Source organism: Paraburkholderia bannensis (genome assembly GCF_014200455.1).
GTDB classification, from domain to species: domain Bacteria; phylum Pseudomonadota; class Gammaproteobacteria; order Burkholderiales; family Burkholderiaceae; genus Paraburkholderia; species Paraburkholderia bannensis_A.
On record NZ_JACHBW010000003.1, the window covers coordinates 184,336 to 208,136 of the forward strand.

Here is a 23,801-nt window from a genome sequence, read left to right on the forward strand (position 1 = left end):
CGGATAGCACGGCAATGCGCGCCAGATTGATGGAGATTGCGTGTAGGGTGCGCTGGCAGCGCGTGAGCGTTACTCGTCCACCAGCGCCTGCAGATCGACCGTGCGGGCGTTAGCGGCACTGCGCCGCATGGCGAGCCAGATCATCCCGGAAACAAAAATCCCGAACACGACGATGATCCATTGCACCGGCATTTTCGCCGTGAGCAGCAGCGCATACGCACCGAGCATCAGCAGCACCGCGAGGTTCTGATTGAAGTTCTGCACGGCAATCGAGTGTCCCGCCGAAAGCAGGGTCGCGCCACGATGCTGGAGCAGGGCGTTCATCGGCACGATGAAAAAGCCCGCGAGCGTGCCGAGCAGAATCATCAACGGATACGCGAACAGCAGATAGAAGGGCATGATGAAGGTGCCCAGGCGCACGCCTTCGCCCGCTGGAAAGAGATTCTTGCTGTAAAACGCCATCGCTACGGACACGACGCCGCACAGCACGCCCACGGGCAACACGCGCAACGAAGCGCGCAGCGACACCCACGCGGCCGCGGCGGTTGCGCCCACTGCAATGCCCAGTCCCGTCACGCCTTGCATCACGGCTGCCTTCGAAAGCGAGAGGCCGAGATTCGCATCCGCCCATTTGAGCACCAGCAACTGCAGCGTGACGGCCGCGCCCCACATCAGGGTCGTCACCCACAGCGCGATCTGCGCGAGCTTGTCGGCCCACAGCACGTTGAAGCAGTGCGTGAAATCGGAGACCAGTCTGCCGGGTTGCTTGAGGCGGTTTTCGTAGCGCGCGCCCGTATCGGGAATGCCGATGTTGATGAGCGCGGCGATCGCATAGGTAATCATCGTCGCGAGCATCGCAAGGTCGGCGGCCGAATGGATCAACGGCATCGGATGATGCGCGACAATGCGGTCGGCGTAAGTCGAGACCAGCGCGCCGCCCATCATCGTGCCCACGATGGTGGAGAGCACCGTCGCCGATTCGAGCCACGCGTTGGCGGCCACGAGTTTTTCGGCGGGCAGCAATTCAGTGAGGATTCCGTACTTTGCGGGCGAGTAGGCCGCCGCGCCGAAACCCACCACGCCGTAGGCCAGCATCGGATGCACGCCCGCGATCATCATCAGGCAGCCGACGGCCTTGAGCGCGTTCGAGACGAACATGACGTGGCGCTTTTGCAGCGCATCCGCGAAGGCACCGACGAACGGCGCGAGCAGTACGTAGGAAATCGTGAAGAAGATCTGCAGCAGCGGCGTGACCCAGGCTGGTGAAGAAATCACCGTGAGCAGCGCGATTGCCGCAATCAGGAGCGCGTTGTCGGCGAGCGACGAAACGAACTGCGCGGCGATGATGGTGTAAAAGCCTTTTTTCATCGCGGATGGACCGAGGGATGGATCGGGCCGGCGCGTTACGGGAGCCACCGGCGCAACAGACCTGACAGGTGAAATCGGCGCGCGAAACAAAAAAGCGGCCGAAGCCGCTTGACGCATCGGGGCGGGCTGCGACATCGGCCACGCTCCCGGCGATTGTGACATGGCCGGCCGCGTGCTGCAGCGGCGCCGTGTCACGTGTTATTTCAGGCCCGAAGTCAGGCTTCCTTCGTTTCCTTCTTCACACGCGTGTACTTCGAGAGGATCGGCACCATTTGCGCGTAGATCTTCGGGTTGCCGGCGACCACTTCGCCCATGTGCAGGAAGTCCGAATCGCCCGTGTAGTTACCGACCAGACCACCGGCTTCGGTGATGAGCAACGCGCCTGCGGCGACGTCCCACGGGTTGAGGCCCTGTTCGAAGAAACCGTCCATGCGGCCCGCGGCGACGTTCGCCAGATCGAGCGCGGCGGCGCCCGGGCGGCGCAGGCCGGCGCAGGCGTTGGTCATGTCGGCGAACAGTTCGCAATAGCTGTCCAGACCGTCCTTTTCGCGGAACGGGAAGCCCGTGCCGATCAGGCCGTCGGCCAGGCGGTCGCGGCGACCGACGCGGATACGGCGGTCGTTCAGGAACGCTCCGCGGCCGCGCGAGGCGGTGAACAGGTCATTGCGGGTCGGGTCATAGACGACGGCCTGCGTGATGACGCCCCTGTGCACCAGCGCGATCGACACGCAGTAGTACTGGAAGCCGTGGATGAAGTTGGTGGTGCCGTCGAGCGGATCGATGATCCACTGGTATTCCGATTCGTTGTCCGATTCGCCCGATTCTTCGGCGAGGATCGCGTGATCCGGGTAGGCGGTCTTGAGCGTCTCGATGATGGCGGCTTCGGCGGCCTTGTCGACCTCCGTGACGAAATCGTTGTGCTGCTTCTTCGCGACCTGCACGAGGTCGAGATCGAGCGACGCGCGGTTGATGATCTGTCCGGCGCGGCGCGCGGCCTTGACAGCGATGTTGAGCATGGGATGCATGAGCCTGGATCCTTGTTGTCCGGCGCGCGCGGGCGACGCGGCGCACGGGGGGCGAAGATAAAAGCGTCTAACGATTGGACAGGGCGCGAGCCGCGCGTTTTAGCTGCGCGGCCGGGGCGGTCCTGTCCCGCCAACGGAGACGAATTGGATAAGAGCGGGGCGCGGCGGCCGGCTGGCCAGATATCGGCCCAAAACAGGACGACAAAACGCGCGCGAACCTCGCATTTTACCCGAGTCTTGGGCTTCTGGGCTGACGCTGAGCGGGAAAGCTCGAAAGCCCGTCGCAGTGGCCTTGCCGCCGGACCGGATAGGCCAGGGATGCAAGGCGCGATAACATACGCTCTTCTATCCGCCGTTCTTCGAGATTCATCTTGGTGCAGCTCCCCGATTCACATTCCGTCCACGCCGCTCATTCCCCGGACGCCCACGAACCGCTGCGTGGCGGTTTCACTTCCACGCGCTTCGTGCTGGTCGAGCCGAGCCATCCCGGCAACGTCGGCGCGGCGGCGCGCGCGATCAAGACCATGGGTTTTTCCCGCCTGGTGCTGGTCGCGCCGCGCGTGCCGCAGGTCCAGCTCGATCCCGAAGCGATCGCCATGGCCAGCGGCGCCGACGACGTGCTCGCTGCCGTCCACGTCGTCCCGACCCTCGCCGACGCGCTGGCAGGCACGCAATGGTCGCTGGCGCTCACGGCGCGCACGCGCGAATACGGGCCGCCGCCCGCCGCGCCGCGCCATGCGGTGCAGGACGCCTGCCGCCAGGTCGCGGCGCACGGCGAAATCGCGCTGGTGTTCGGCAACGAGCGCACGGGGCTCTCGAATGAGGATGTCGAGCGTTGCAGCGCGCTTGCGCATATTCCGGCCAATCCGGCCTATAGCTCGCTCAATCTTGCCCAGGCGGTGCAGGTGCTCGCGTACGAGTTGCGCATGGCGTATCTCGACGACAGCGGTGCGGGTACGGCTCTGCCTGCGGCCGGTGCCGCCGGTGCCGCCGATGCTGCTCTGCGGGGCGCGCCCGGCACGGCCACGCCGCTTGCCACCAGCGACGACATCGAGCGCATGTACGTGCACCTCGAAAACGCGCTGATCGCGCTCGATTTTCTCGATCCGGCCAATCCGAAGAAGCTGATGTCGCGTCTGCGGCGGCTCTTTGCGCGCTCGGGGCTCGAACGCGAGGAAGTCAATATCGTGCGCGGCATCGCCAAACACATCCTGATGCTCAAGGGCTCGGATAGCGGCAAATAGGCGGCGAGGCCACGCAGCGTCCAACCTTGCTGCCTGCGGGGGCTTGCAGGCCGCCGCGCGCCTTTCGCCTACAATCGCTTGCACATCATAAGCAAATCGGCGCGGCTGCTAAGGCCGAGCGCGAGCCCGAGCCGCGCACCGGACTGGCGTGCGCGAAGCGTGGCCGTGCCATCCCCATGTTCCTCACGTCCAGCGTCTGACAGCCATGTTCAAGAGACTTCGCGAAGACATCGCCACGATCCGCGAGCGCGATCCCGCCGCCCGCAGCGCCTGGGAAGTCCTGACCTGTTATCCGGGTCTGCATGCGCTCGTCCTGCATCGCTTCGCGCACGCCTGCTGGCGGGCCAAACGCCGCTGGCTTGCGCGCTACGTCTCGCAGCTTGCGCGCTTTCTGACCGGTATCGAGATTCACCCCGGCGCGACGATCGGACGGCGCGTGTTTATCGATCACGGCATGGGCGTCGTGATCGGCGAGACGGCCGAAGTCGGCGACGATTGCACCATCTATCAAGGCGTGACGCTCGGCGGCACCTCGCTCACGCGCGGCGCCAAGCGCCATCCGACGCTCGGGCCGGGCGTGATCGTGGGTGCGGGCGCCAAAGTGCTGGGCGGATTCACGGTGGGTGCGCAGGCGAAGATCGGCTCGAACGCTGTGGTGGTCAAGCCGGTGCCGGCGGGCGGTACGGCCGTCGGTAATCCGGCGCGAATCATCGCACCGGCGAAGAGCGAACCGGCGCAGGCCAAGCCTGCGTCCGCGCGCGAGGGTTTCTGCGCGTATGGCCTCACGCCGAACGCGGACGATCCTGTTTCGCTCGCCATTCATGGCCTGATCGACCACGCATCCACGCAAACGCAGCGCGTGGATGCGATCGTGGCGGCGCTTGAGCGGTTGGGCGCGCGCCTGGAGGCACTGCATGGCGCGGATGCGGCGCTTGTGGAGTTGCGCCGCTTGTCGGCGGGCCTGGAGGGCGGGGCGGTGGCGCAGGAATCCGTCAGGGCTGAGGCAGACGTGTCAGCACACGTTTGATCGTTTATCTGCTGCATCTCGGGATAGAAAAAAACAGCCGCTGAGCGGCTGTTTTCATTTCATGATCCGTGAGAACTGATTGTCTCAATCGAGCGGCAACATCCTGAAGCCCTCCGCATCCACGCGCAGATAACCGCCGCGCGGCGTGCCGTGGTCGAGTTCCCAGTCGGGCAGCACCCAGCGCGTGCCGCCGGGTTCGGCATGACGCGCAGGCCGGTGCGTGTGCCCGTGAATAATCATGTTTGCGCGTGCGCGTTTGAAAAGCGCCGCGACACCTTTGGCGGTGACGTCGTATTTCGCATCGTTGGGCGAAACGGGCCGTTCGCGCCCGGCTTCGCTCTTGCGCCGCATGCGCTCGGCCAGCGCCCGGCGCCAGCGAAACGGCCATGCCAGAAACAGCATTTGCGCCGCGCGGTTGCGCGCGAGCGTGCGAAACAACTGATAGCCGCGGTCGTCGGTGCACAGCGCGTCGCCGTGCGCGAGCGCGATGCGCGTGCCGAACGCGGTGATGGCGATCGGGTCGGGCAGCCAGATCGCGCCCGCGGCTTTCATGAAGCGCTTGCCCATCAGGAAGTCGCGGTTGCCGTGCATGATGTAGAGCGCGATGCCGCGCTCGGAGAGCGTATGCATCAGCGCGGCCATGCGCGCGACAAACGGTTCGACGAGCATGTCGTCGCCGATCCAGTATTCGAAGAGGTCGCCGAGTATGAAGACCGAGTCGGCCTGGTCGGCCGAGACCCGGATGAAATGTTCAAACGCGGCGACCGTGCGCGGAATCGCTTCGCTCAAATGCAGGTCGGAAATGAACAGGAAGGGACGCGCCGCGTGCGGGCGTTTGCCCTCGCCGGGCACGCCCGCGGCGGCCATCCCCAATCCCCGTGTCTTTTCCTGCAGCATCGATGAAGCGTGCGCCGTTACGTTAATTCAAGCCGATCGTTCAAGCGTGCGTCGCGATTACTCGACGACGACAGCCTTTTCGATCACGACGTCGTCGACCGGCACGTCCTGATGGAAGCCCTTCGAGCCGGTCTTGACCGACTTGATCTTCTCGACCACGTCCAGGCCGTCGACGACCTTGCCGAACACAGCGTAGCCCCAGCCTTGCGGCGTCGGCGACGAGTGATTCAGGAAGTCGTTGTCGGCGACGTTGATGAAGAACTGTGCCGATGCCGAGTGCGGATCATTGGTGCGTGCCATGGCGACCGAGCCGCGCACGTTTTTCAGGCCGTTGTTCGCTTCGTTTTCGATCGGCGCCTGGGTCGGCTTTTGCTTCATGCCGGCTTCGAAACCGCCGCCCTGGATCATGAAGCCGTCGATGACGCGGTGGAACACCGTGCCGTCATAGTGGCCGCTCTTGACGTATTCGAGGAAGTTGGCGACCGTCTTCGGTGCCTTCGCGGCGTCGAGTTCGAGCTTGATGACGCCGTGGTTCGTATGCAGTTCGACCATGATGGAATCCTTTGTCTGTGGCTGGGGGAGTGGGGCGGCGCAGTGCCGGTACGAGGCGGGACGTCTGCCTTCGCGTGTACCGGCGCCACGCCGCGCGGAGAATGAGGGGTGACGCAGCGCTGATTACTTGCCGATGAGCGTAGCCGACTGGATCACGATTTCCTTTTGCGGCACATCGGACATCGGGCCGCGCGAGGTGGTGGGCGCCGCTTCGATCTTCTTCACGACGTCCATGCCCTGGGTGACCTTGCCGAACACCGCGTAACCGTTGCCATCCGGATTCGGATAGTCGAGGTTGGCGTTATCCACCGTGTTGATGAAGAACTGCGCGGTCGCCGAATTCGGGTCGCTGGTGCGCGCCATCGCCAGCGCGCCGGCCTGGTTTTTCAGGCCGTTCTTGCTTTCGAGCGCGATAGGCACGCGCGTAGGCTTCTCGACGAAGCTCGTGGTGTAGCCGCCGCCCTGGATCATGAAGCCGCGAATCACGCGATGAAAGATCGTGCCGTTGTACTGGCCGGCCTTCACGTACTGGAGGAAATTGTCGACGGTCTTCGGCGCTTTCTCGGGATAGAGCTCGACGCGAATGTCGCCTTCACTGGTCTTGAGCAGCACCTGCGGATGCGCGGCCTGGCCTTGCGGGGCCGACTGCGCGAAAGCGGGGGCGTTCGCGATCAGGGCGGCGCTGCCAAGCGCCAACATCAACCATTTCATTTGTATCCTCGGAAGTACGGGAAAAACGTGTCGAAGCGCGCCGCTTGTTTTAATGGCGATGGCGCGCTGCGGCCTGGTTCGACGACTTGAATCGACGACTTAATTTGACGGTGCCATGAAGGGCGGCATCGCCAGCGACCCGGTCGGGCCGCCGAACTGGTACACCGGATTGTCGAGCATCGGACCCACCCGTGTGGCGCTCGCGCCGGCTTCTGCGGCGGCGCGTGCGGCCCTGGTCGCGGCCGGCGGATTGACGATCTTGTCGATATCGGCCAGGCGCTGCTGGGTCGCGCCGCTCGTGTGGCCGAGCGTACTCGCGCGGCGATACGAAGCGGAAGCCAGACGCAGATACAGGTCGCCGAGATTTTCCCACGCGAGCGTGTACGACGGATTGGCCTTGGTGGCCGTCTCCAGCGCGATGCGCGCTTCGTCGTAGTGACCATGCTTCGCATAGAGCGCCGCGAGGTTGTTGTACGGCTCGGGCAATTCGGGGTAGGTCTGCGTGAGTTCGGTGAACGCCTCGATGGCGTCGTCGTCGCGGCCCAGGCGTGCGAGGATGGTCGCACGCTTGAATTTCGCCTGCACGTCGCGCGGGTTCGACTTGATGCGTGTATCCAGTTCGGTGAGCGCAGTGGCCCAATTGTGCTGGGCAATTGCACTGTCTGCGCCGGGCGTGCCGTCGGTCGTCGCGGGAGGCGCTGCATGGGCTGCGCGAGCGCCGCTCAGAACGATCGCGACGCTCGCGAGAGCCGCCATGGCAAAGGTCGCAGCGCGAGGCGCGCGGCCGCTGGAAGATTTCATAGGGTGAGGTCGCGGTGTTATACTCCGAGCCATTCTAACAAAAGGTCTGTGCGTTTCGTCGCGCGCTTTGGCTGCGCGCAGGTTGAGCGCCTGTTCCGGTTCGTTGCAGTTCCGATTCCGGACGGTCGGCTCCCGCGAAATGCCCGGCTTTCTTTCGCCACTCGTGGTCGTCTCCGCCCTGATGACTGAATGAGCGCGACTGTATGCAGCCTCGATCAATGCGGTGCCTTGCACCCACGGGCTGCTGTCGGCGCTGCTGCGGATTTCTTTCGACCCACGTATCCACCGTCTTTATGGAATCACTGCGCATCTACAACACGCTCGCGCGTGACAAGCAAAATTTCGTGCCACTTGAGCCCGGCGTCGTACGCATGTACGTCTGTGGCATGACGGTGTACGACTATTGTCACGTTGGCCACGCGCGTGTGATGGTGGTGTTCGATATTGTGCAGCGCTGGCTGCGCACGCTCGGTTACAAGGTGACCTATGTGCGCAATATCACCGACATCGACGACAAGATCATTCGTCGGGCGGTGGAGAACGGCGAAACCATCAAGGCGCTCACCGACCGCTACATCGCGGCGCTGCATGAAGATGCGGATGCGCTCGGCGTCGAGCGTCCCGATCACGAGCCGCGCGCGACGGCATTCATTCCGCAGATGCTCGACATGATCGGCATGCTGGAAAAGAACGGCTACGCGTATCAGGGTTCGGACGGCGATGTGAATTACGCGGTGCGCAAGTTCGCGCATTACGGCGCGCTCTCGGGCAAGTCGCTCGAAGACCTGCGTTCGGGCGAACGTGTGGCCGCGAACGATGCCAAGCAGGATCCGCTTGACTTCGTGCTGTGGAAACAGGCAAAACCGCAAGAGCCGGCGGATACGAGCTGGGACTCGAAGTATGGTCGCGGCCGTCCGGGCTGGCACATCGAATGCTCGGCGATGGGTTGCACGCTGCTCGGCGATCGTTTCGACATTCATGGCGGCGGCCAGGATCTGCAGTTCCCGCACCATGAGAATGAAATCGCGCAGAGCGAAGGCGCCACCGGCGAGAAGTTCGTCAATTACTGGATGCACAACGGTTTCGTCAATATCGACAATGAGAAGATGTCGAAGTCGCTCGGCAACTTCTTTACGATCCGCGAAGTGCTGGCAAAGTACGACGCCGAAGTGGTGCGGTTTTTCATGGCGCGCGCGCATTATCGTTCGCCGCTGAATTACAGCGACGTGCATCTGGACGATGCGCGCAATGCACTTACGCGGCTTTATACGGCGCTCAAGGATGTGACGCCGGATGCGGGCGCGCTCGACTGGAACGAAGCGCATGCGCAGCGTTTTGGCGCGGCGATGAACGACGACTTCAACACGCCGGTCGCCATGTCGGTGCTGTTCGAGTTGGCCAGTGAAGTCAATCGCACGGGCGACGCCGTGCTGGCGCGCCAGTTGCAGCGCCTTGCGCGCGTGCTTGGCGTGCTGGTGCGCGAGCCGCGTGCGTTCCTTCAGCAAGGCGCAGGCGCGCTCGACGTCGCGGGTGCGCTCGACAGCGCCGCGATCGAAGCGAAGATCGCCGCACGCACGGCCGCGAAGCAGGCGAAGCAGTATGCGGAGGCGGACCGGATCCGGGCCGAACTGCTCGATGCCGGCGTCGCGCTCGAAGACAAACCCGGCGGATTGACCGAGTGGCGCCGCGTTTAAGCGGGCTGTCCAGTTTCCACTGATCGATTCGCGAGGCAGGAGGCAGGATGGCAACGGCCACGAAGACGCAGGCCAGGCGGCCTGTGTCGCTAACGGGCGCGGCGGGCGACGAAACGAGCCCGGCCGCACGACGTGCGGCGCGCGGTGGCGCGCTCACGGCGCAACAGGAAGCCGAAGGCGCCAAGGCGGCCGGCGCGAAGAAGGGCACGGCGAAGGCGGGGGCCGCTCGCGGTGCGAAAGCGCAGCCGCAAGCCGATGACGACGCGCACGCGCTCAATGGCGCGGCGAAGCCTTCGCGCGCGAAGATCAATGGCGCGGCCATCGACGGTACGGGCATCATGCCCGCCGCGCAGCCCGAAGCTGCCCAGGGCGACGCCGCGCAAGCCGCAGCCGCGCCTGCGAGCGGCGCGGAGCACGAAGTCGTGCGCCCCGATTACTGGGACCGCGCCTGTGCGGACCTCGTCAAGCGCGACCGCATTCTCAAGAAGCTGATCCCGAAGTTCGGCCCGGTTCATCTCATGAGCCGCGACGATCCCTTTGTCACGCTCGCGCGTTCCGTGGTTGGCCAGCAGATTTCGACGGCGGCGGCGCAGGCGCTGTGGAAGCGCGTCGAAGCCGCGTGCCCGAAGCTCGTGCCGCAGCAGTTCATCAAGTTGGGTCACGAGAAGCTCGCTGCATGCGGGCTGTCGAAGCGCAAGACGGAATACATCCTCGATCTCGCCCAGCATTTCGTCTCGGGCGCGCTCCACGTGGGCAAGTGGACCACGATGGACGACGAGGACGTGATCGCCGAACTCACCGCCATCCGCGGCATCGGCCGCTGGACCGCCGAAATGTTCCTGATCTTCAATCTCGCGCGCCCGAACGTGCTGCCGCTTGACGATCTCGGTCTTATCCAGGCGATCAGCGTCAATTACTTCAGCGGCGAACCCGTCACGCGCAGCGAAGCGCGCGAAGTGGCGGCCAACTGGGAGCCGTGGCGAACCGTCGCAACATGGTATATGTGGCGCAGTCTCGAACACGCTTGAGTAAAAGGGGAACGCGGGCTTCGGTGCGCGCCGCGCGAAGCGGCGGGCGCGGCGGTCCGGCCCTTGTTCTCAGAAGTCTTTCAGCTTGATAAGAATATTTCTATCGTTACCTGTATTCGATAGTTCCGCTCCGATTTCGACTTCGGCTGGCGCGGTTAGAATACGCGCTGCCGCAAAGTGCAAGGATTCCAACACATGAAAACCACGTTTCTGGATTTCGAACAGCCGATCGCTGAACTCGAAGCGAAGATCGAAGAACTGCGCTTCGTTCAGGATGACTCGGCCGTCGATATTTCGGAAGAGATCGATCGCCTGTCGAAGAAGAGCCAGCAGCTCACCAAGGACCTCTACGCGAACCTCACCCCGTGGCAGGTTTCGCAGATCGCACGTCATCCGCAACGTCCGTACACGCTCGACTATGTGCACGAGCTGTTCACCGACTTCCACGAACTGCATGGCGACCGCTCGTTCGCGGACGACCTTTCCGTGGTGGGCGGTCTGGCGCGTTTCAACGGTCAGGCCTGCATGATCATCGGCCACCAGAAGGGCCGCGACACCAAGGAGCGCGCCGCGCGCAACTTCGGCATGCCGCGTCCGGAAGGCTATCGCAAGGCCGAGCGCCTGATGCGTCTGGCCGAGAAGTTCGGCCTGCCGATCTTCACCTTCGTCGACACGCCGGGCGCGTACCCTGGCATCGGCGCGGAAGAGCGCGGCCAGTCGGAAGCGATCGGCCACAACCTTTACGTGATGGCCGAGCTGAAGACGCCGATCATCACGACGATCATCGGCGAAGGCGGTTCGGGCGGTGCGCTCGCGATCGCCGTGGCCGACACGGTGATGATGCTGCAATTCTCGACGTACTCGGTGATTTCGCCGGAAGGCTGCGCATCGATCCTGTGGAAGAGCGCTGCGAAGGCGCCGGACGCCGCTGAAGCGCTGGGCCTCACGGCGCATCGCCTGAAGGCGCTGAACCTGATCGACAAGATCGTCAACGAGCCGCTGGGCGGCGCGCATCGCGATCCGAAGGGCATGGCTGCACTGCTGCGCCGCGCGCTGTCCGATTCGCTGCGCCAGTTCCAGGGCATGAGCATCGCCGAACTCAAGGAGCGCCGCTTCGAGCGCCTGATGGCGTACGGCAAGTTCAAGGAAACGACGCCGGGCGCGTAAGGCGCACGACGTCATCACTGTCAGCCGGCGCGCGAGCGCCGTCAAAACGTGAACGCCCATCCCGATTCCGGCCATAGCGCCGGTCCCGACGCCGGGCGCATCCTTCGCGATGCGCTCGGCGTTGTGCTTTCTGCGCTGCCAGCCGGTGCGCGCATTGCGATCGCGTATAGCGGCGGCCTCGACTCCTCGGTGCTGCTCGATGCGGCCGTGCGTTTGGCGGGCTCGGACCGGCTGCACGCGTTTCATGTCCATCACGGCCTGAGTCCGAATGCCGATGCTTGGCTTGCGCATTGCGAAGCGACGGCGCGGGCGTATGGCGTGAGCTTCGACGCGCGCCGTGTAGACGTAGCCCCCGACGGTGCGGCAGGCGTGGAAGCGGCGGCACGCGACGCGCGCTATCGTGCGCTCGACGCAATGTGTGCCGCGCACGGTGTGACGTCGCTCTGGCTCGCCCAGCACGCCGACGATCAGGCCGAAACCGTCTTGCTGCAATTGCTGCGCGGCGCAGGTCTCGCGGGACTCGCCGCGATGGCGAGCACGCGCGAGGTAGCGGGCGGTGTGACGCGCGTGCGGCCGTTGCTGGGTTTGTTGCGCGTGCAACTGGAACGCTACGCGCACGCGCACGACCTGCGCTGGATCGAAGACGAATCGAACGCCGATACGCGCTACGCGCGCAATGCGCTGCGCCATGACGTGATGCCCGCGCTGTCCGCGCATTTCCCGGGCTTTCGCGAGGCGCTTGCGCGCACGGCGGCGCATGCCGCATCCGCGCAAGGTCTGCTTGACGAGCTTGCGCGAGGCGATCTGCTGGCGGCTTGCGCTACGACACCCGACGCCCTCTCGCATGCCGCGCTCGTCGCTCTCGACGATGCGCGCGCGCTCAATCTGTTGCGCTACTGGATGCGCACGCTCCGCTTGCCTGCGGCTTCCACCGCGCGGCTCGCCGATGCGCTGCGCCAATTGCGCGAGATCGCGCGCGCACGCGATGGTAAAGATGGCAACGATGGCCGCGATGGCCACGCACTGCGCGTCGACCACGCTGGACGCACGCTGCGCTGTTATCGCGGCGAAGTGTTCTGGGACATGGCGCCAGGCGCCGCCGATACGCCGCCGACGGGCGAGGGCGCGCTGCGCGAAGCCGTGCAACTGAACTGGCGCGGCGAGGAAATCTGGCGTCTGCCGGGCTGGCGCGGCACCTATGTTTTCGCGCCCGCCGACGAAAGCGATCCCGATGCAGTGCCAGAATCCGTGCTGCAGCGCGCGCCGCTGGTGGCGCGCGAACGTGCAGGCGGCGAGCGTCTGCGCGACGAGGCCGCGAATCTGAGCCGCACGCTCAAGAACCTGTTCCAGTCGCGCGGCATACCGGCATGGGAGCGCGACGTGCCGCTGCTTTATAGCGGCGAGACGCTGCTGTTTGTGCCCCGCATCGGCGTGAATCGTTCGGCGCTGGGCGAGGAGGGGGCGGTGCGCCCCGGACCCTGGCGGCGCATCGAATGGCGCGAAGACCTGCAGATTGCCTGAACAACACGCTCAGGTCATTTTTGCCGAACTGTCCTGAGCCTGCCTTCGGCGCATCTTGCTCACAGGCGCAAAGCGTGACGCGAAAGCCGCAAATCCTTGCCGCACAAGCCTTTTTGGCGGCCTGGCGGTTACTTTGGTCTTGTAATTTCGACCTTGATCGGGTAGGGTAAGTTGTTTGTCCAGCCCGCTTTTTCGCGTTCACGGACGCCGTCAAAAGCGGCGCTTCCCGTTGAAAGCGCGATTTTTCCTTCCAGCGGTATCCGACGATTGCAAGGACGTCGTAGCGGTGTGCGGGCGGAATTCGTGAACCACCCTGGCTTCGCGGTTCCGGGGCAAATTCCGCGTGTGCTGCACGCGCCAAGCCGCTGCCGCAGTCCGGTTCGCTGGTCGTCTTGTATGCCACTGCGCGTATGCAACCCGGCCTCGCCGTCCTTTCAGGCAGCGCCAGCTACGGCGCGCCAGCGCGGTAACATCTCCAGTTCAGAACGACAATGGCACTCATCGTACACAAATACGGCGGCACCTCGATGGGCTCGGTCGAGCGCATCAAGAACGTTGCCAAGCGCGTTGCCAAATGGCACAAGGCCGGCCACAAGATGGTCGTCGTGCCCTCGGCGATGTCCGGCGAAACCAATCGTCTGCTCGGTCTCGCGAAAGAGATTTCGCCGCAACCGAACCCGCGCGAGCTCGACATGATTGCGTCGACCGGCGAACAGGTGAGCGTCGGTCTGCTCTCGATCGCGCTGCAGGAAGCGGGCGTGGACGCCATCAGCTACACCGGCTGGCAAGTGCCCGTCAAAACGGATAGCGCCTTCACGAAGGCGCGCATCAACGACATCGACGGCGAACGCGTGATGGCCGATCTCGACGCCGGCAAGGTGGTTGTGATCACCGGCTTCCAGGGCATTGACCCGGAAGGCCACATCACCACGCTCGGCCGCGGCGGTTCGGACACCTCGGCGGTTGCCGTGGCGGCCGCGCTCAAGGCCGACGAATGCCTCATCTACACCGATGTGGACGGCGTGTACACGACCGACCCGCGCGTGGTGGACGACGCACGGCGCCTCGACCGCATCACCTTCGAAGAGATGCTGGAAATGGCCAGCCTCGGCTCGAAAGTGCTGCAGATCCGCTCGGTCGAATTCGCGGGCAAGTATCAGGTGAAGACGCGCGTGCTCTCCAGCCTGACCGACCCGATGATGGACCTCGACGCGGAAATGAAGTCGGGCACCCTGATCACTTTTGAAGAAGACGAGACCATGGAAAAAGCAGTCATTTCGGGTATCGCGTTCCAGCGCGACGAGGCCCGCATCATCGTGGCGGGCGTGCCTGACAAGCCCGGCATCGCGTATCAGATCCTCGGCCCGGTGGCGGACGCGAACATCGACGTCGACATGATCATCCAGAACCAGAGCGTGGACGGCAAGACCGACTTCACGTTCACGGTGCCGCGCGGCGATTACCAGCGCGCTGTCGACGTCCTCACGAACACCGTGCAGGGCCATGTGAGCGCGGAGAAGGTGCTCGGTGACGCGAAGGTCTCGAAGGTTTCGGTGGTCGGCGTGGGCATGCGCTCGCATGTGGGCGTGGCGAGCAAGATGTTCCGTACGCTGTCGGAAGAGGGCATCAACATCCAGATGATCTCGACCTCGGAAATCAAGATCTCGGTGCTGATCGACGAGAAGTACATGGAGCTCGCCGTGCGCGCGCTGCATAAGGCGTTCGAACTCGAACAGGCTTGATGCCTTGATGATGAAGGCGGTGTGACGGTCGTTTGGTTTTGAGATGCTGCGTTTTGCGACCCTCAGAATGCTTGCTGAAAAAAGTTAGCAAAAAAGCGTCTTATGAATTGACCGATCGGATTTAACCCGCTATTATCTTGGCTTCGTTGCGCTGCCTCCCTGGCGCCAACGAGGTTTTCGGGAGACGTGGCCGAGAGGTCGAAGGCACTCCCCTGCTAAGGGAGCATCTGGGCCAAAACCTGGATCGAGGGTTCGAATCCCTCCGTCTCCGCCAGTAAAATGGCGGTGGAAACCCCGCAAGTCTCGGCTTGCGGGGTTTTTCTTTTTCCGCGCCGTTTTCTGGTTTCCAGATCGATGTCGATGCGCGATCCAATGCGCTCCGAGCTGACAACGATGCTTTTTCACCCCTCCTGGTTTTGACGCCACGCGCAGTTTGCGCGACTGAAGATTTTCGATTGCCTGAATTTAATCGGGAATCCGAATGAAATCGCCGGGTGTTTGACGATCGGCGAAACAAGTTGCAAGGCGTGCTGTAAGTGATTCGGCAGGCATATCGCATGCGACCGTAGGGTTCGGCGACGTCTCGATGAGACACCCGCAAAAACGTGCTGCGCGCACGCTCACCGCTGATGCGCAGCGATGATATCCTCGCGGTCGCCGTGTAAGGGGCTTCGTTTTCTGTTTGCGCAAACGGTTGCTTCCGATGCCTTTTTAAAGGCCCTCCAGTGCAATGCTCCATTCGATGTAACGGGACGTTACGCAGCTATCGATGGCGTGCTTTTGTGCATCAGTTCTTACAAAGTTGAAATACGCGGGCTGGGGAGCCTGCGCTATATTGGCTTCAACAAAACATCAACCCCAAAAGGTGAGTCCATGAAGTTCGCTCGTGTTGTTGCAATGCTGCTCGGGGGCTTGGCTATCGGTGCGTCGAGCGCGGCCTTCGCTGGCGTGAGCGTCGGTGTCAACATCGGTATTCCGGCCCCGGTTTATGTGGCGCCCGCGCCGGTCTACGCTCCGCCGCCTCCGCCGCCGGTCGTCTATCAGCCCGCGCCGTACTATGCCGCGCCGGCGATCGTGATCGGCTGGCACGGCGACCGTTACTGGGATGGCCGCCGCTACTGGGGCCGTGATGACTGGTATCGCCATCATGGCGGCTACGGTCGTGGTCCGGGCGGTCCGGGCCGTGGCTGGGATCACGGTGGGCCGCCCCCGGGACATTGGCACTAAGCCAGAGTCAATCGGCGCCGCGCCTGTCTTTCATCGCATCGCACGCGTCGCGCAGGATAAGAAAAAGCCGCCCCTGGGCGGCTTTTTTGTTGCTTGTGACCGTTGCTTGTGACCGTTGCATGCGCAACGAAGCATCGAGGCGTCGAAATATCGGTACTACTCGCCCAGATGCGCCATTCCGCCGACGACGGCGTTGAAACCCGCATCGACGTGCACGATCTCTGCCGTCACGCCGCCGGCCAGATCCGAAAGCAGAAACGCGGCCGTATTGCCAACCTGTTCAATCGTGACATTGCGCTGCAACGGCGCATTGCGCTCGACGAATTCGAGGATCTTGCCGAAGCTCTTGATGCCGCTCGCCGCGAGCGTCTTGATCGGGCCGGCCGAGATGCCGTTGACGCGGATCCCCTTCGCGCCGAGCGACACCGCGAGGTAGCGCACACTCGCTTCGAGCGATGCCTTCGCGAGACCCATGGTGTTGTAGTTCGGAATCGCGCGCTCCGCGCCGAGATAGGTCAGGGTGAGCAGCGCCGCGTCGGAAGAGAGCATCGGCTGCGCGGCCTTGGCGAGCGCGGCAAAGCTGTAGGCCGAAATATCGTGGGCAATGCGGAAATTCTCGCGCGTCATGCCGTCAAGAAAATCTCCCGCAATTGCTTCGCGCGGCGCAAAGCCGATCGAATGCACCAGACCGTCGAGCGTGTCCCAATGCTGTTTGAGATCGACGAAGAGGGCGTCGATCTGCGCATCGTCGGCCACGTCGCAGGGCAATACGAGGTCGCTGCCGAACTCCTGCGCGAACTCCGTGATGCGCTCCTTGAAGCGCTCGCCCACATACGTGAAGGCGAGTTCGGCGCCTTCGCGCCTGCACGCTTGCGCGATGCCATAGGCGATCGACCGGTTCGACAGCAGGCCGGTGAGCAGAATGCGTTTGCCAGCGAGAAATCCCATGATTGCTCCCGAACAGGTTTAATGCAGGTTCAATGCAGGTTCAGCGCAGCCGATGCCGCGTGCGTCGTGACGCGGTTTGGGTAGAATTCTCTCACACCAGACCTGGCACACCGGACACCCCGATCTATGACGACAGGAACGCGAGGCAGCACAGTGGGGCTAACCGCCAGAAGCGCAAGACGTGCCGATCGCGCCGGTTATGTCGGGCGAGCCTTCGCCGCCATCACCGCCGCCTTTGCGCTGATGTGGATCACGATGCCCGCCGCGCACGCGGTCTACGCGATCGCGCAATACGGCGAGCCCAAATACCCCGCGGATTTCAGACACTTCGACTATGTCAACCCGGATGCATCGCACGGCGGCACGCTGGTGCTCGCGAACCCGGACCGCTCGACGAGCTTCGACAAGTTCAACCCCTTCACGCTGCGCGGCAATGTTGCGCCGGGTATCGGCATGCTGTTCGAGAGTCTGACGACAGGCAGCATGGACGAGGTGGCCTCGGCCTACGGCTTGCTCGCCGACGATATCACCATCGCGCCCGATCGCCTGTCCGTGACGTTTCATCTGAATCCGCGTGCACGCTTTTCGAACGGCGATCCGGTCACCGCAGCAGACGTGAAGTTCTCGCTCGATACGCTCAAGAGCCGCCAGGCCGCGCCGTCGATGCAGGCCTATTACAGCGATATCCTGCGCGCCGTGGTGGTCGATGCGGCCACGATCCGCTTCGAATTCCGCAACAACAATCGCGAGTTGCCGCTGATCGCGGGCGGCCTGCCGGTGTTTTCGCACAAGTGGGGATTGCGCGCCGACGGCACGCGCATCGCGTTCGACCAGCTGGCGTTCGAGCAGCCCATCGGCAGCGGTCCCTATGTGATCGAGCGTTACTCGAACGGCCGCACCATCACCTATCAGCGCGACGAGCACTATTGGGGCCGCGATCTGCCCGTGCGCGTGGGGCAGAACAATTTCGATCGCGTCGTCTACAAGCTCTATTCGGACGACGTCGCGCGGCTCGAAGCGTTCAAGGCCGGCGAATACGACGCGCTGGTCGAATACGTCGCGCGCAACTGGGTGCGTCGCGATATCGGCAAGAAATTCGATAGCGGCGAGCTTGTGAAGCGTGAATTCCCGCAGCACAACGGCACCGGCATGCAGGGCTACGTGATCAACGTTCGCAAGCCCCTGTTCCAGGACGTTCGCGTGCGCCAGGCGCTCGATCTCGCGCTCGACTTCCAGTGGCTCAACCGCATGCTGTTCTATAGCCAGTATCGTCGTATCGACAGCTGGTTCGTCAATACCGATCTGCAGGCCAAAGGGCCGCCCTCGCCGGGCGAATTGGCCCTGCTCCAACCGTTGCGCCAGCAACTGGATCCTGCCGTGTTCGGAGCGCTGCCCGCGCAGCCCGATACCGATCCGCCAGGTTCCCTGCGCGCGAACCTGCTCAAGGCACGCGCGCTGCTTGCCGATGCGGGCTGGACGTATCGCAACGGCGCGCTGCGTAACGCGAAGGGCGATCCGTTCGTGATCGAAGTGCTCGACGATACGGCGGCGTCCGCGCAATGGGCGCCGATCATGGCGCAGTACACCAAGGCGCTCGCGCGTCTGGGTATCGGTGTGAACTATCGTTCGGTGGATTTTGCGCTGTATCAAAAGCGTCTGGACGATTTCGATTTCGACCTCACCACCATCAAGTTTCCCGATGTACAGGTGCCGGGCGCGGAACAGCTCGACCGCTTTGGCAGCAAGGCGGCGGGCGAATCCGGCTCGGGCAATCTGATCGGCCTGAAGTCGCCCGCGGTGGATGCCATCATCAAGGCGCTGATGCAGGCGCAGACCCGCGAGCAACTGCTCGACGCTACCCACGCGCTCGACCGTGTGTTGATGCACGGCTACTATGTGGTGCCGCAGTGGTACAGCGCGACGCATCGCGTGGCCTACAAAAACACGCTCGCGTATCCGGCGACGCTGCCGCTGTACTATGGCGCGATCGACTGGATCATCTCGACGTGGTGGCTAAAGACATCGATGCCAACCCGGGCGCCAGCGCAGGCCTCGCCGCAACCGCAGCACTGATCATCTTCGAAGCGAGCACAGAATCATGTGGAGCTACATCGTCAAACGCCTGCTGCTGATGATCCCGACGCTGCTTGGCGTGCTCACGCTGACTTTCGCCGTGATCCAGTTCGTGCCGGGCGGTCCCGTCGAGCAGGCGGTACGCGATCTGCGACGCGGCGCGGAGCAGGGCATGCCCTTCGGCATGCGCGCGCATTCGGGCGTGGACAAGCAGCAGATCGCGCAACTCAAGCAACTCTACGGATTCGATAAACCGCCGCTGCAGCGCTATTTCCTGATGCTTGGCCGCTTCGCGCGCTTCGATCTGGGCCAGAGCTATTTCCATCACCAGAGCGTGTGGTCGCTGGTCGTCTCCAAGTTGCCGGTGTCGATCAGCATCGGCTTATGGACGTTCTTTCTTACGTATCTGATATCGGTGCCGTTGGGCATCGCCAAGGCGGTGCGCAACGGCTCGCGCTTCGATCTGGTCACGAGCCTGATCGTGCTGATCGGCTATGCGATCCCGGGCTTCGTGCTGGGCGTGTTGCTGCTGGTGCTGTTCGGCGGCGGCAGCTTCCTGCAACTGTTCCCGCTGCGCAATCTCACCTCGGACGACTGGGCCACGCTTTCGCTCGGTGGCAAGATCGTCGATTACCTCTGGCACATTACGTTGCCGGTGACGGCTTCAGTGGTCGGCAGCTTCGCGGTGACCACCATGCTCACCAAGAACGCGTTCCTCGAAGAGATTCGCCGCCAGTACGTGCTGACCGCGCGCGCGAAGGGTATGTCCGAGCGCACCGTGCTCTGGAAACACGTCTTCCGCAATGCGCTGCTGCCGCTCGTAGTGGGTTTTCCGGCGGCGTTCATCGGCGCGTTCTTCACCGGCAGCCTGCTGATCGAGACGCTCTTTTCGCTCGACGGTCTGGGCCTGCTCTCGTATGAGTCGGTGGTGCGGCGCGACTATCCCGTCGTGCTCGGCACGCTGTATCTCTTCACGCTGATCGGCCTGTTGACCAAGCTGATCTCCGATCTTTGCTACGTGTGGGTCGATCCCCGCATCCAATTCGAACAACTGGAGCGCTGAGTTGAACCGAGTCCGCACCGGCGCCGAAGCCGAACTGCGCACCGAGAGCGTGCGCGCCTTCAAGTCGCCATCGCCCGCGCGCCGCGTCTGGTTGCGCTTCAAGCAGCAGCGTCTGGGCTACTGGAGCCTGATTATCTTCATCGTGGCCTTCGTGGCGAGCCTCGCGGGCCCGCTCTGGTGCAACGACAAGCCCATCGTCGTGCGCTACGACGGCCATCTGTATTTCCCGCTCATCAAGGATTATCCGGAAACGGCCTTTGGCGGCGACTTCCCCACGCCCGCCGACTATCTCGATCCGTATATCCGCCATCGCTTCGACGCCCCCGGCAATTTCGCGCTTTATCCGCCGAACCCGTACTACTACGATACGCTCAACTACTTCTCGAAGGTGCCCAATCCCGCACCGCCGTCGCGGCAGAACTGGCTCGGCACCGATGCGAGCGGGCGCGACCTGTTCGCGCGGCTGCTGTACGGCTTCAAGGTGTCGGTGGAGTTCGGGCTGGTGCTCACGGCCATCGGCACCGTGCTGGGTGTGCTGGCGGGCGCGTTTCAGGGCTATTTTGGCGGGCGTATCGACATCTTCGGGCAGCGCCTGATCGAGATATGGAGCGCGCTGCCCGAGTTGTATCTGCTCATCATCTTCGCGTCAATCTTCGAGCCGGGCTTCATCCTGCTGATCGTGCTGCTGTCGCTGTTCGGCTGGATCGGATTATCGGACTATGTGCGCGCCGAATTTCTGCGCAATCGCAATCAGGACTACGTGATCGCCGCGCGCGCGATGGGCTTGTCGAACTGGCAGATCATCTGGCGTCACGTGTTGCCCAACAGTCTCACGCCCGTCATCACCTTCCTGCCGTTTCGCATGAGCGGGTCGATTCTGGCGCTGACGAGCCTGGATTTCCTGGGTCTGGGTGTGCCGCCGCCTACGCCGAGCCTCGGTGAACTGCTCGCGCAGGGCAAGGGCAATCTGGACGCCTGGTGGATTTCGATGTCGACGTTCGGTGTGCTGGTGGTCACGCTGCTGCTGTTGACCTTCATGGGCGACGCGCTGCGCAACGCGCTCGACACGCGCATCTCCGACGCCATGAAGGCCGGAGGCAATCAATGAGCGCGCTGTCTGAAACGGTCGGTTCGACCAACGGTGCGCCGTTGCTGTCCATCGAGCATCTGAGCGTGCGATTCGGCGACACGCTGGCCGTCGACGATATTGCGCTCGCGATCGGGCGCGGCGAGCGCGTGGCGCTGGTGGGCGAATCCGGCTCGGGCAAGACCGTCACGGCGCTGGCGATCCTGCGACTGCTGCGCGACGCGCGCATCGACGGCGCGATCCGTCTGGACGGCGACGATCTGCTCGCGAAGAACGAGCGCGCGATGCGCGGCCTGCGCGGCAACGACATCGCCATGATCTTCCAGGAGCCGATGACGGCCCTGAATCCGCTCTACACGATCGGCGAGCAGATCGCCGAGACCATCGTGCTGCACGACGGCGTGTCGAAGAAGGAAGCCTACGAGCGCGCGGTGGGGCTGCTGGAGCGTACCGGCATTCCCGAGCCGCGCCGCAGGCTGTTGAGCTATCCGCATCAGCTTTCGGGCGGGCAGCGGCAGCGCGTGATGATCGCGATGGCGCTCGCGTGCCGTCCGCGTCTGCTGCTGGCGGACGAGCCCACCACGGCGCTCGACGTGACGATCCGCGGCCAGATTGTCGATCTGCTGCTCGAATTGCAGCGCGAGGAGGCCGAGCGGCGCGGCATGTCCGTGCTGCTGATCACCCACGACCTGAACCTCGTACGCCGCTTCGCGCAGCGCGTGGCGGTGATGGAGAAGGGCAGGCTGGTGGAAACGGGCCCGGTCGAGCAGATTTTCGAGTCGCCGCAGCATGCGTACACGCAGCGGCTGATCGCCAGCCGTCCTGAACGAAACGTGCTGCCCGTGCTGCCGCTCGCGCCGATACTGCTGGAAGCGAAAGACGTAAGCGTCGATTTCGCCACGAAGCTGCCGGGCTTCCAGGGCTGGTGGCGGCGCGGGCGCTTTCGCGCGGTCAACGACGCGAGCGTGTCGGTGCGCCAGGGCGAGACGCTGGGCATCGTTGGCGAATCGGGGTCGGGAAAATCGACGCTGGCGATGGCCTTGTTGGGTCTGCAACGGACCGCAGGCGGCGGCGTCGAGTTTCAGGGGCGGCCGATCGCGAGCTATCAGGGTCGCGAGCGGCTCGGACTGCGCTCGCATCTACAGGTCGTCTTTCAGGATCCGTTCAGTTCGCTTTCACCGCGCCAGACCATCGAGCGCATCGTGGGGGAGGGGCTGGCGCTGCATCGGCCCGAGCTGTCCGCCGACGAGCGCCGCAAGCGCATCGTCGCGGTCCTGCGCGAAGTGGGACTCGACCGCACGGCGCTGCAACGCTATCCGCACGAGTTTTCCGGCGGGCAGCGTCAGCGCATTGCCATTGCGCGCACGCTGGTGCTGGAGCCGCGCGTGATCGTGCTGGATGAACCGACCAGCGCGCTCGACGTCTCGATCCAGCAGCAGGTGCTGCGATTGTTGACGGAATTGCAACGCAAATACAACCTGGGCTACGTATTCATCAGCCATGACCTGGCGGTGATCGGGGCAATGGCGCATCGCGTGGCCGTGATGCAGAACGGCGAAATCGTCGAAGCCGGAGATGTAACAAAAATCTTTGACGACCCCAGTCATGCTTACACGCGAAAGTTGCTGAAAGCTGCCTTCGTTCGCTGAACGTCCTGAGAACTTTAGGGGGATTTTTGGTGAAATTCACCAATGAGGTGCGCGTCGCGATTGAATTTTTCTATTTGTTTTGACACACAAATACTATCTGGCTAGTATCGTCCAAACTTTTCTTCTAACTCCCTGATTTACGGGCAATTTCTACCGACCCATGCAGCACCGATACCTGACCCAGGCTTGCACGCGAGTCGTCGCCGGCATGTTCATCGGCGTACTGATGGCAGCAGCTAACGGCGCATTTGCCGACGAAGCCAGCAGCTTTAACCAGAATGTCTCATTCGCCCCCTCCAGCCAGGCGAATTCGCAGTCGCTTCCCTCGGCCCAGGCGGCCGTTCAAAACGCTCCTTCCGCACCCGCAGGCACGCAATCCGCACCGGCACCGTCCGAAGGCGGCGCGCGCGCATTTCTTTCGGGCATGGCCGGCAAGGCAGGCGACGTCGTTGTTGGCGCCCTGAACATGATCGGTGTGCGTTACCGCTGGGGCGGCAACACGCCGGATTCGGGTCTCGATTGCAGCGGCTTCGTGCGCTACGTGTTCCAGGACACGCTGGGCATGAACCTGCCGCGCCGCGCTGAAGAAATGAGCCGGGTTGGCGAAAAGGTGAGCATGAGCAACCTGAAGCCGGGCGACCTCGTGTTCTTCAATACAATGCGCCGCACCTTCTCGCACGTTGGCATTTACATCGGCGACAACAAGTTCGTGCACTCGCCGTCCACCGGCAGCACGATCCGTGTCGACGATCTGGACGACGGTTACTGGGAAAAGCGTTTCACGGGCGCTCGCCGTATCGAGACCTCGTTCACGCCGGACCAGCAGCAAAGCTTCAAGCAGCGCGTGAGCGCGCAGTTTGATACCACCGGCGGTAACTGATTTCCGATTCATGATTCGGTAGTCGCAAAGCCTGTGCCCAAAAAAAAGCCTGCTTCGTTGGAGCAGGCTTTTTTGCGTCTGGAGTGCTTAAAGCGCA

At 63.5% G+C, this 23,801-nt stretch carries 20 protein-coding genes and 1 tRNA gene; 14 read left to right on the forward strand and 7 right to left on the reverse strand.

Annotated features, from left to right (window positions below):
* Positions 1–69: 69 nt before the first annotated feature.
* Positions 70–1,368: a lysophospholipid transporter LplT gene (gene lplT / locus F4827_RS06540; protein WP_183723002.1), complete on the reverse strand. Its 1,299-nt coding sequence runs from the start codon at positions 1,366–1,368 to the stop codon at positions 70–72.
* Positions 1,369–1,583: 215 nt separating this feature from the next.
* Positions 1,584–2,393 carry an inositol monophosphatase family protein gene (locus F4827_RS06545; RefSeq protein WP_183723004.1) on the reverse strand — a complete coding sequence of 270 codons (810 nt, stop codon included), beginning with the start codon at positions 2,391–2,393 and terminating at the stop codon, positions 1,584–1,586.
* 374 nt (positions 2,394–2,767) lie between these two features.
* Between F4827_RS06545 and F4827_RS06550 the strand changes: the two genes are divergently transcribed.
* On the forward strand, positions 2,768–3,637 hold the full coding sequence (locus F4827_RS06550) for an RNA methyltransferase (protein ID WP_409258774.1): 870 nt from the start codon (positions 2,768–2,770) through the stop codon (positions 3,635–3,637).
* A gap of 205 nt (positions 3,638–3,842) precedes the next feature.
* Entirely contained in the window at positions 3,843–4,664 is an 822-nt protein-coding gene (gene cysE, locus F4827_RS06555; RefSeq protein WP_183723008.1) for a serine O-acetyltransferase, read from the forward strand.
* 84 nt (positions 4,665–4,748) lie between these two features.
* Here the strand turns inward: cysE and F4827_RS06560 are convergent, their stop codons facing one another.
* From F4827_RS06560 to F4827_RS06575, 4 genes are all read right to left on the reverse strand, one after another.
* Positions 4,749–5,561, reverse strand: coding sequence for a UDP-2,3-diacylglucosamine diphosphatase (locus F4827_RS06560; protein ID WP_183723010.1), 813 nt, complete (start codon positions 5,559–5,561; stop codon positions 4,749–4,751).
* Positions 5,562–5,618: 57 nt separating this feature from the next.
* Positions 5,619–6,113 (reverse strand): peptidylprolyl isomerase, encoded by a 495-nt coding sequence (locus tag F4827_RS06565; RefSeq protein ID WP_183723012.1) that lies wholly within the window; start codon positions 6,111–6,113, stop codon positions 5,619–5,621.
* Positions 6,114–6,236: 123 nt separating this feature from the next.
* Complete coding sequence (locus F4827_RS06570; RefSeq protein WP_183723014.1) at positions 6,237–6,824, reverse strand: peptidylprolyl isomerase; 588 nt, start codon at positions 6,822–6,824, stop codon at positions 6,237–6,239.
* 99 nt (positions 6,825–6,923) lie between these two features.
* The gene (locus F4827_RS06575) at positions 6,924–7,625 is read right to left on the reverse strand and encodes a M48 family metallopeptidase (RefSeq protein ID WP_183723016.1); all 702 of its coding nucleotides are present in this window, start codon (positions 7,623–7,625) and stop codon (positions 6,924–6,926) included.
* Positions 7,626–7,918: 293 nt separating this feature from the next.
* Between F4827_RS06575 and cysS the strand changes: the two genes are divergently transcribed.
* The 7 genes from cysS to F4827_RS06610 all read left to right on the forward strand — a co-directional run bounded on the left by cysS (position 7,919) and on the right by F4827_RS06610 (position 16,004).
* On the forward strand, positions 7,919–9,319 hold the full coding sequence (cysS, locus tag F4827_RS06580) for a cysteine--tRNA ligase (protein ID WP_183723018.1): 1,401 nt from the start codon (positions 7,919–7,921) through the stop codon (positions 9,317–9,319).
* 47 nt (positions 9,320–9,366) lie between these two features.
* Positions 9,367–10,347, forward strand: a complete 981-nt coding sequence (locus F4827_RS06585) for a DNA-3-methyladenine glycosylase (RefSeq protein WP_183723020.1) — start codon at positions 9,367–9,369, stop codon at positions 10,345–10,347.
* Positions 10,348–10,542: 195 nt separating this feature from the next.
* Positions 10,543–11,514 (forward strand): acetyl-CoA carboxylase carboxyltransferase subunit alpha, encoded by a 972-nt coding sequence (locus F4827_RS06590; RefSeq protein ID WP_183723022.1) that lies wholly within the window; start codon positions 10,543–10,545, stop codon positions 11,512–11,514.
* A 48-nt stretch (positions 11,515–11,562) separates the two neighbouring features.
* Complete coding sequence (gene tilS, locus F4827_RS06595) at positions 11,563–13,035, forward strand: tRNA lysidine(34) synthetase TilS (protein WP_183723024.1); 1,473 nt, start codon at positions 11,563–11,565, stop codon at positions 13,033–13,035.
* A 491-nt stretch (positions 13,036–13,526) separates the two neighbouring features.
* Positions 13,527–14,777: an aspartate kinase gene (locus F4827_RS06600; RefSeq protein ID WP_167055995.1), complete on the forward strand. Its 1,251-nt coding sequence runs from the start codon at positions 13,527–13,529 to the stop codon at positions 14,775–14,777.
* 180 nt (positions 14,778–14,957) lie between these two features.
* A tRNA-Ser gene (locus tag F4827_RS06605) sits at positions 14,958–15,051 on the forward strand.
* A gap of 599 nt (positions 15,052–15,650) precedes the next feature.
* Positions 15,651–16,004: a hypothetical protein gene (locus F4827_RS06610; RefSeq protein ID WP_183723026.1), complete on the forward strand. Its 354-nt coding sequence runs from the start codon at positions 15,651–15,653 to the stop codon at positions 16,002–16,004.
* 156 nt (positions 16,005–16,160) lie between these two features.
* Here the strand turns inward: F4827_RS06610 and fabI are convergent, their stop codons facing one another.
* Positions 16,161–16,952 (reverse strand): enoyl-ACP reductase FabI, encoded by a 792-nt coding sequence (gene fabI / locus F4827_RS06615; RefSeq protein WP_183723028.1) that lies wholly within the window; start codon positions 16,950–16,952, stop codon positions 16,161–16,163.
* Positions 16,953–17,078: 126 nt separating this feature from the next.
* On the opposite strand from fabI, the gene F4827_RS06620 reads away from it, so the two are divergent.
* The 5 genes from F4827_RS06620 (at position 17,079) to F4827_RS06640 (ending at position 23,704) form a co-directional block, all read left to right on the forward strand.
* Positions 17,079–19,025, forward strand: coding sequence for an extracellular solute-binding protein (locus F4827_RS06620; RefSeq protein ID WP_183723030.1), 1,947 nt, complete (start codon positions 17,079–17,081; stop codon positions 19,023–19,025).
* Between the two features lie 25 nt (positions 19,026–19,050).
* Entirely contained in the window at positions 19,051–20,088 is a 1,038-nt protein-coding gene (locus tag F4827_RS06625; RefSeq protein ID WP_183723032.1) for a microcin C ABC transporter permease YejB, read from the forward strand.
* A gap of 1 nt (position 20,089) precedes the next feature.
* Positions 20,090–21,196 (forward strand): ABC transporter permease, encoded by a 1,107-nt coding sequence (locus F4827_RS06630; RefSeq protein ID WP_183723034.1) that lies wholly within the window; start codon positions 20,090–20,092, stop codon positions 21,194–21,196.
* Positions 21,193–22,824 carry an ABC transporter ATP-binding protein gene (locus F4827_RS06635; protein ID WP_183723036.1) on the forward strand — a complete coding sequence of 544 codons (1,632 nt, stop codon included), beginning with the start codon at positions 21,193–21,195 and terminating at the stop codon, positions 22,822–22,824. The genes F4827_RS06630 and F4827_RS06635 overlap by 4 nt, the downstream gene beginning before the upstream one ends.
* A gap of 160 nt (positions 22,825–22,984) precedes the next feature.
* Positions 22,985–23,704, forward strand: coding sequence for a C40 family peptidase (locus F4827_RS06640; protein ID WP_183723038.1), 720 nt, complete (start codon positions 22,985–22,987; stop codon positions 23,702–23,704).
* Positions 23,705–23,801 lie beyond the last annotated feature (97 nt).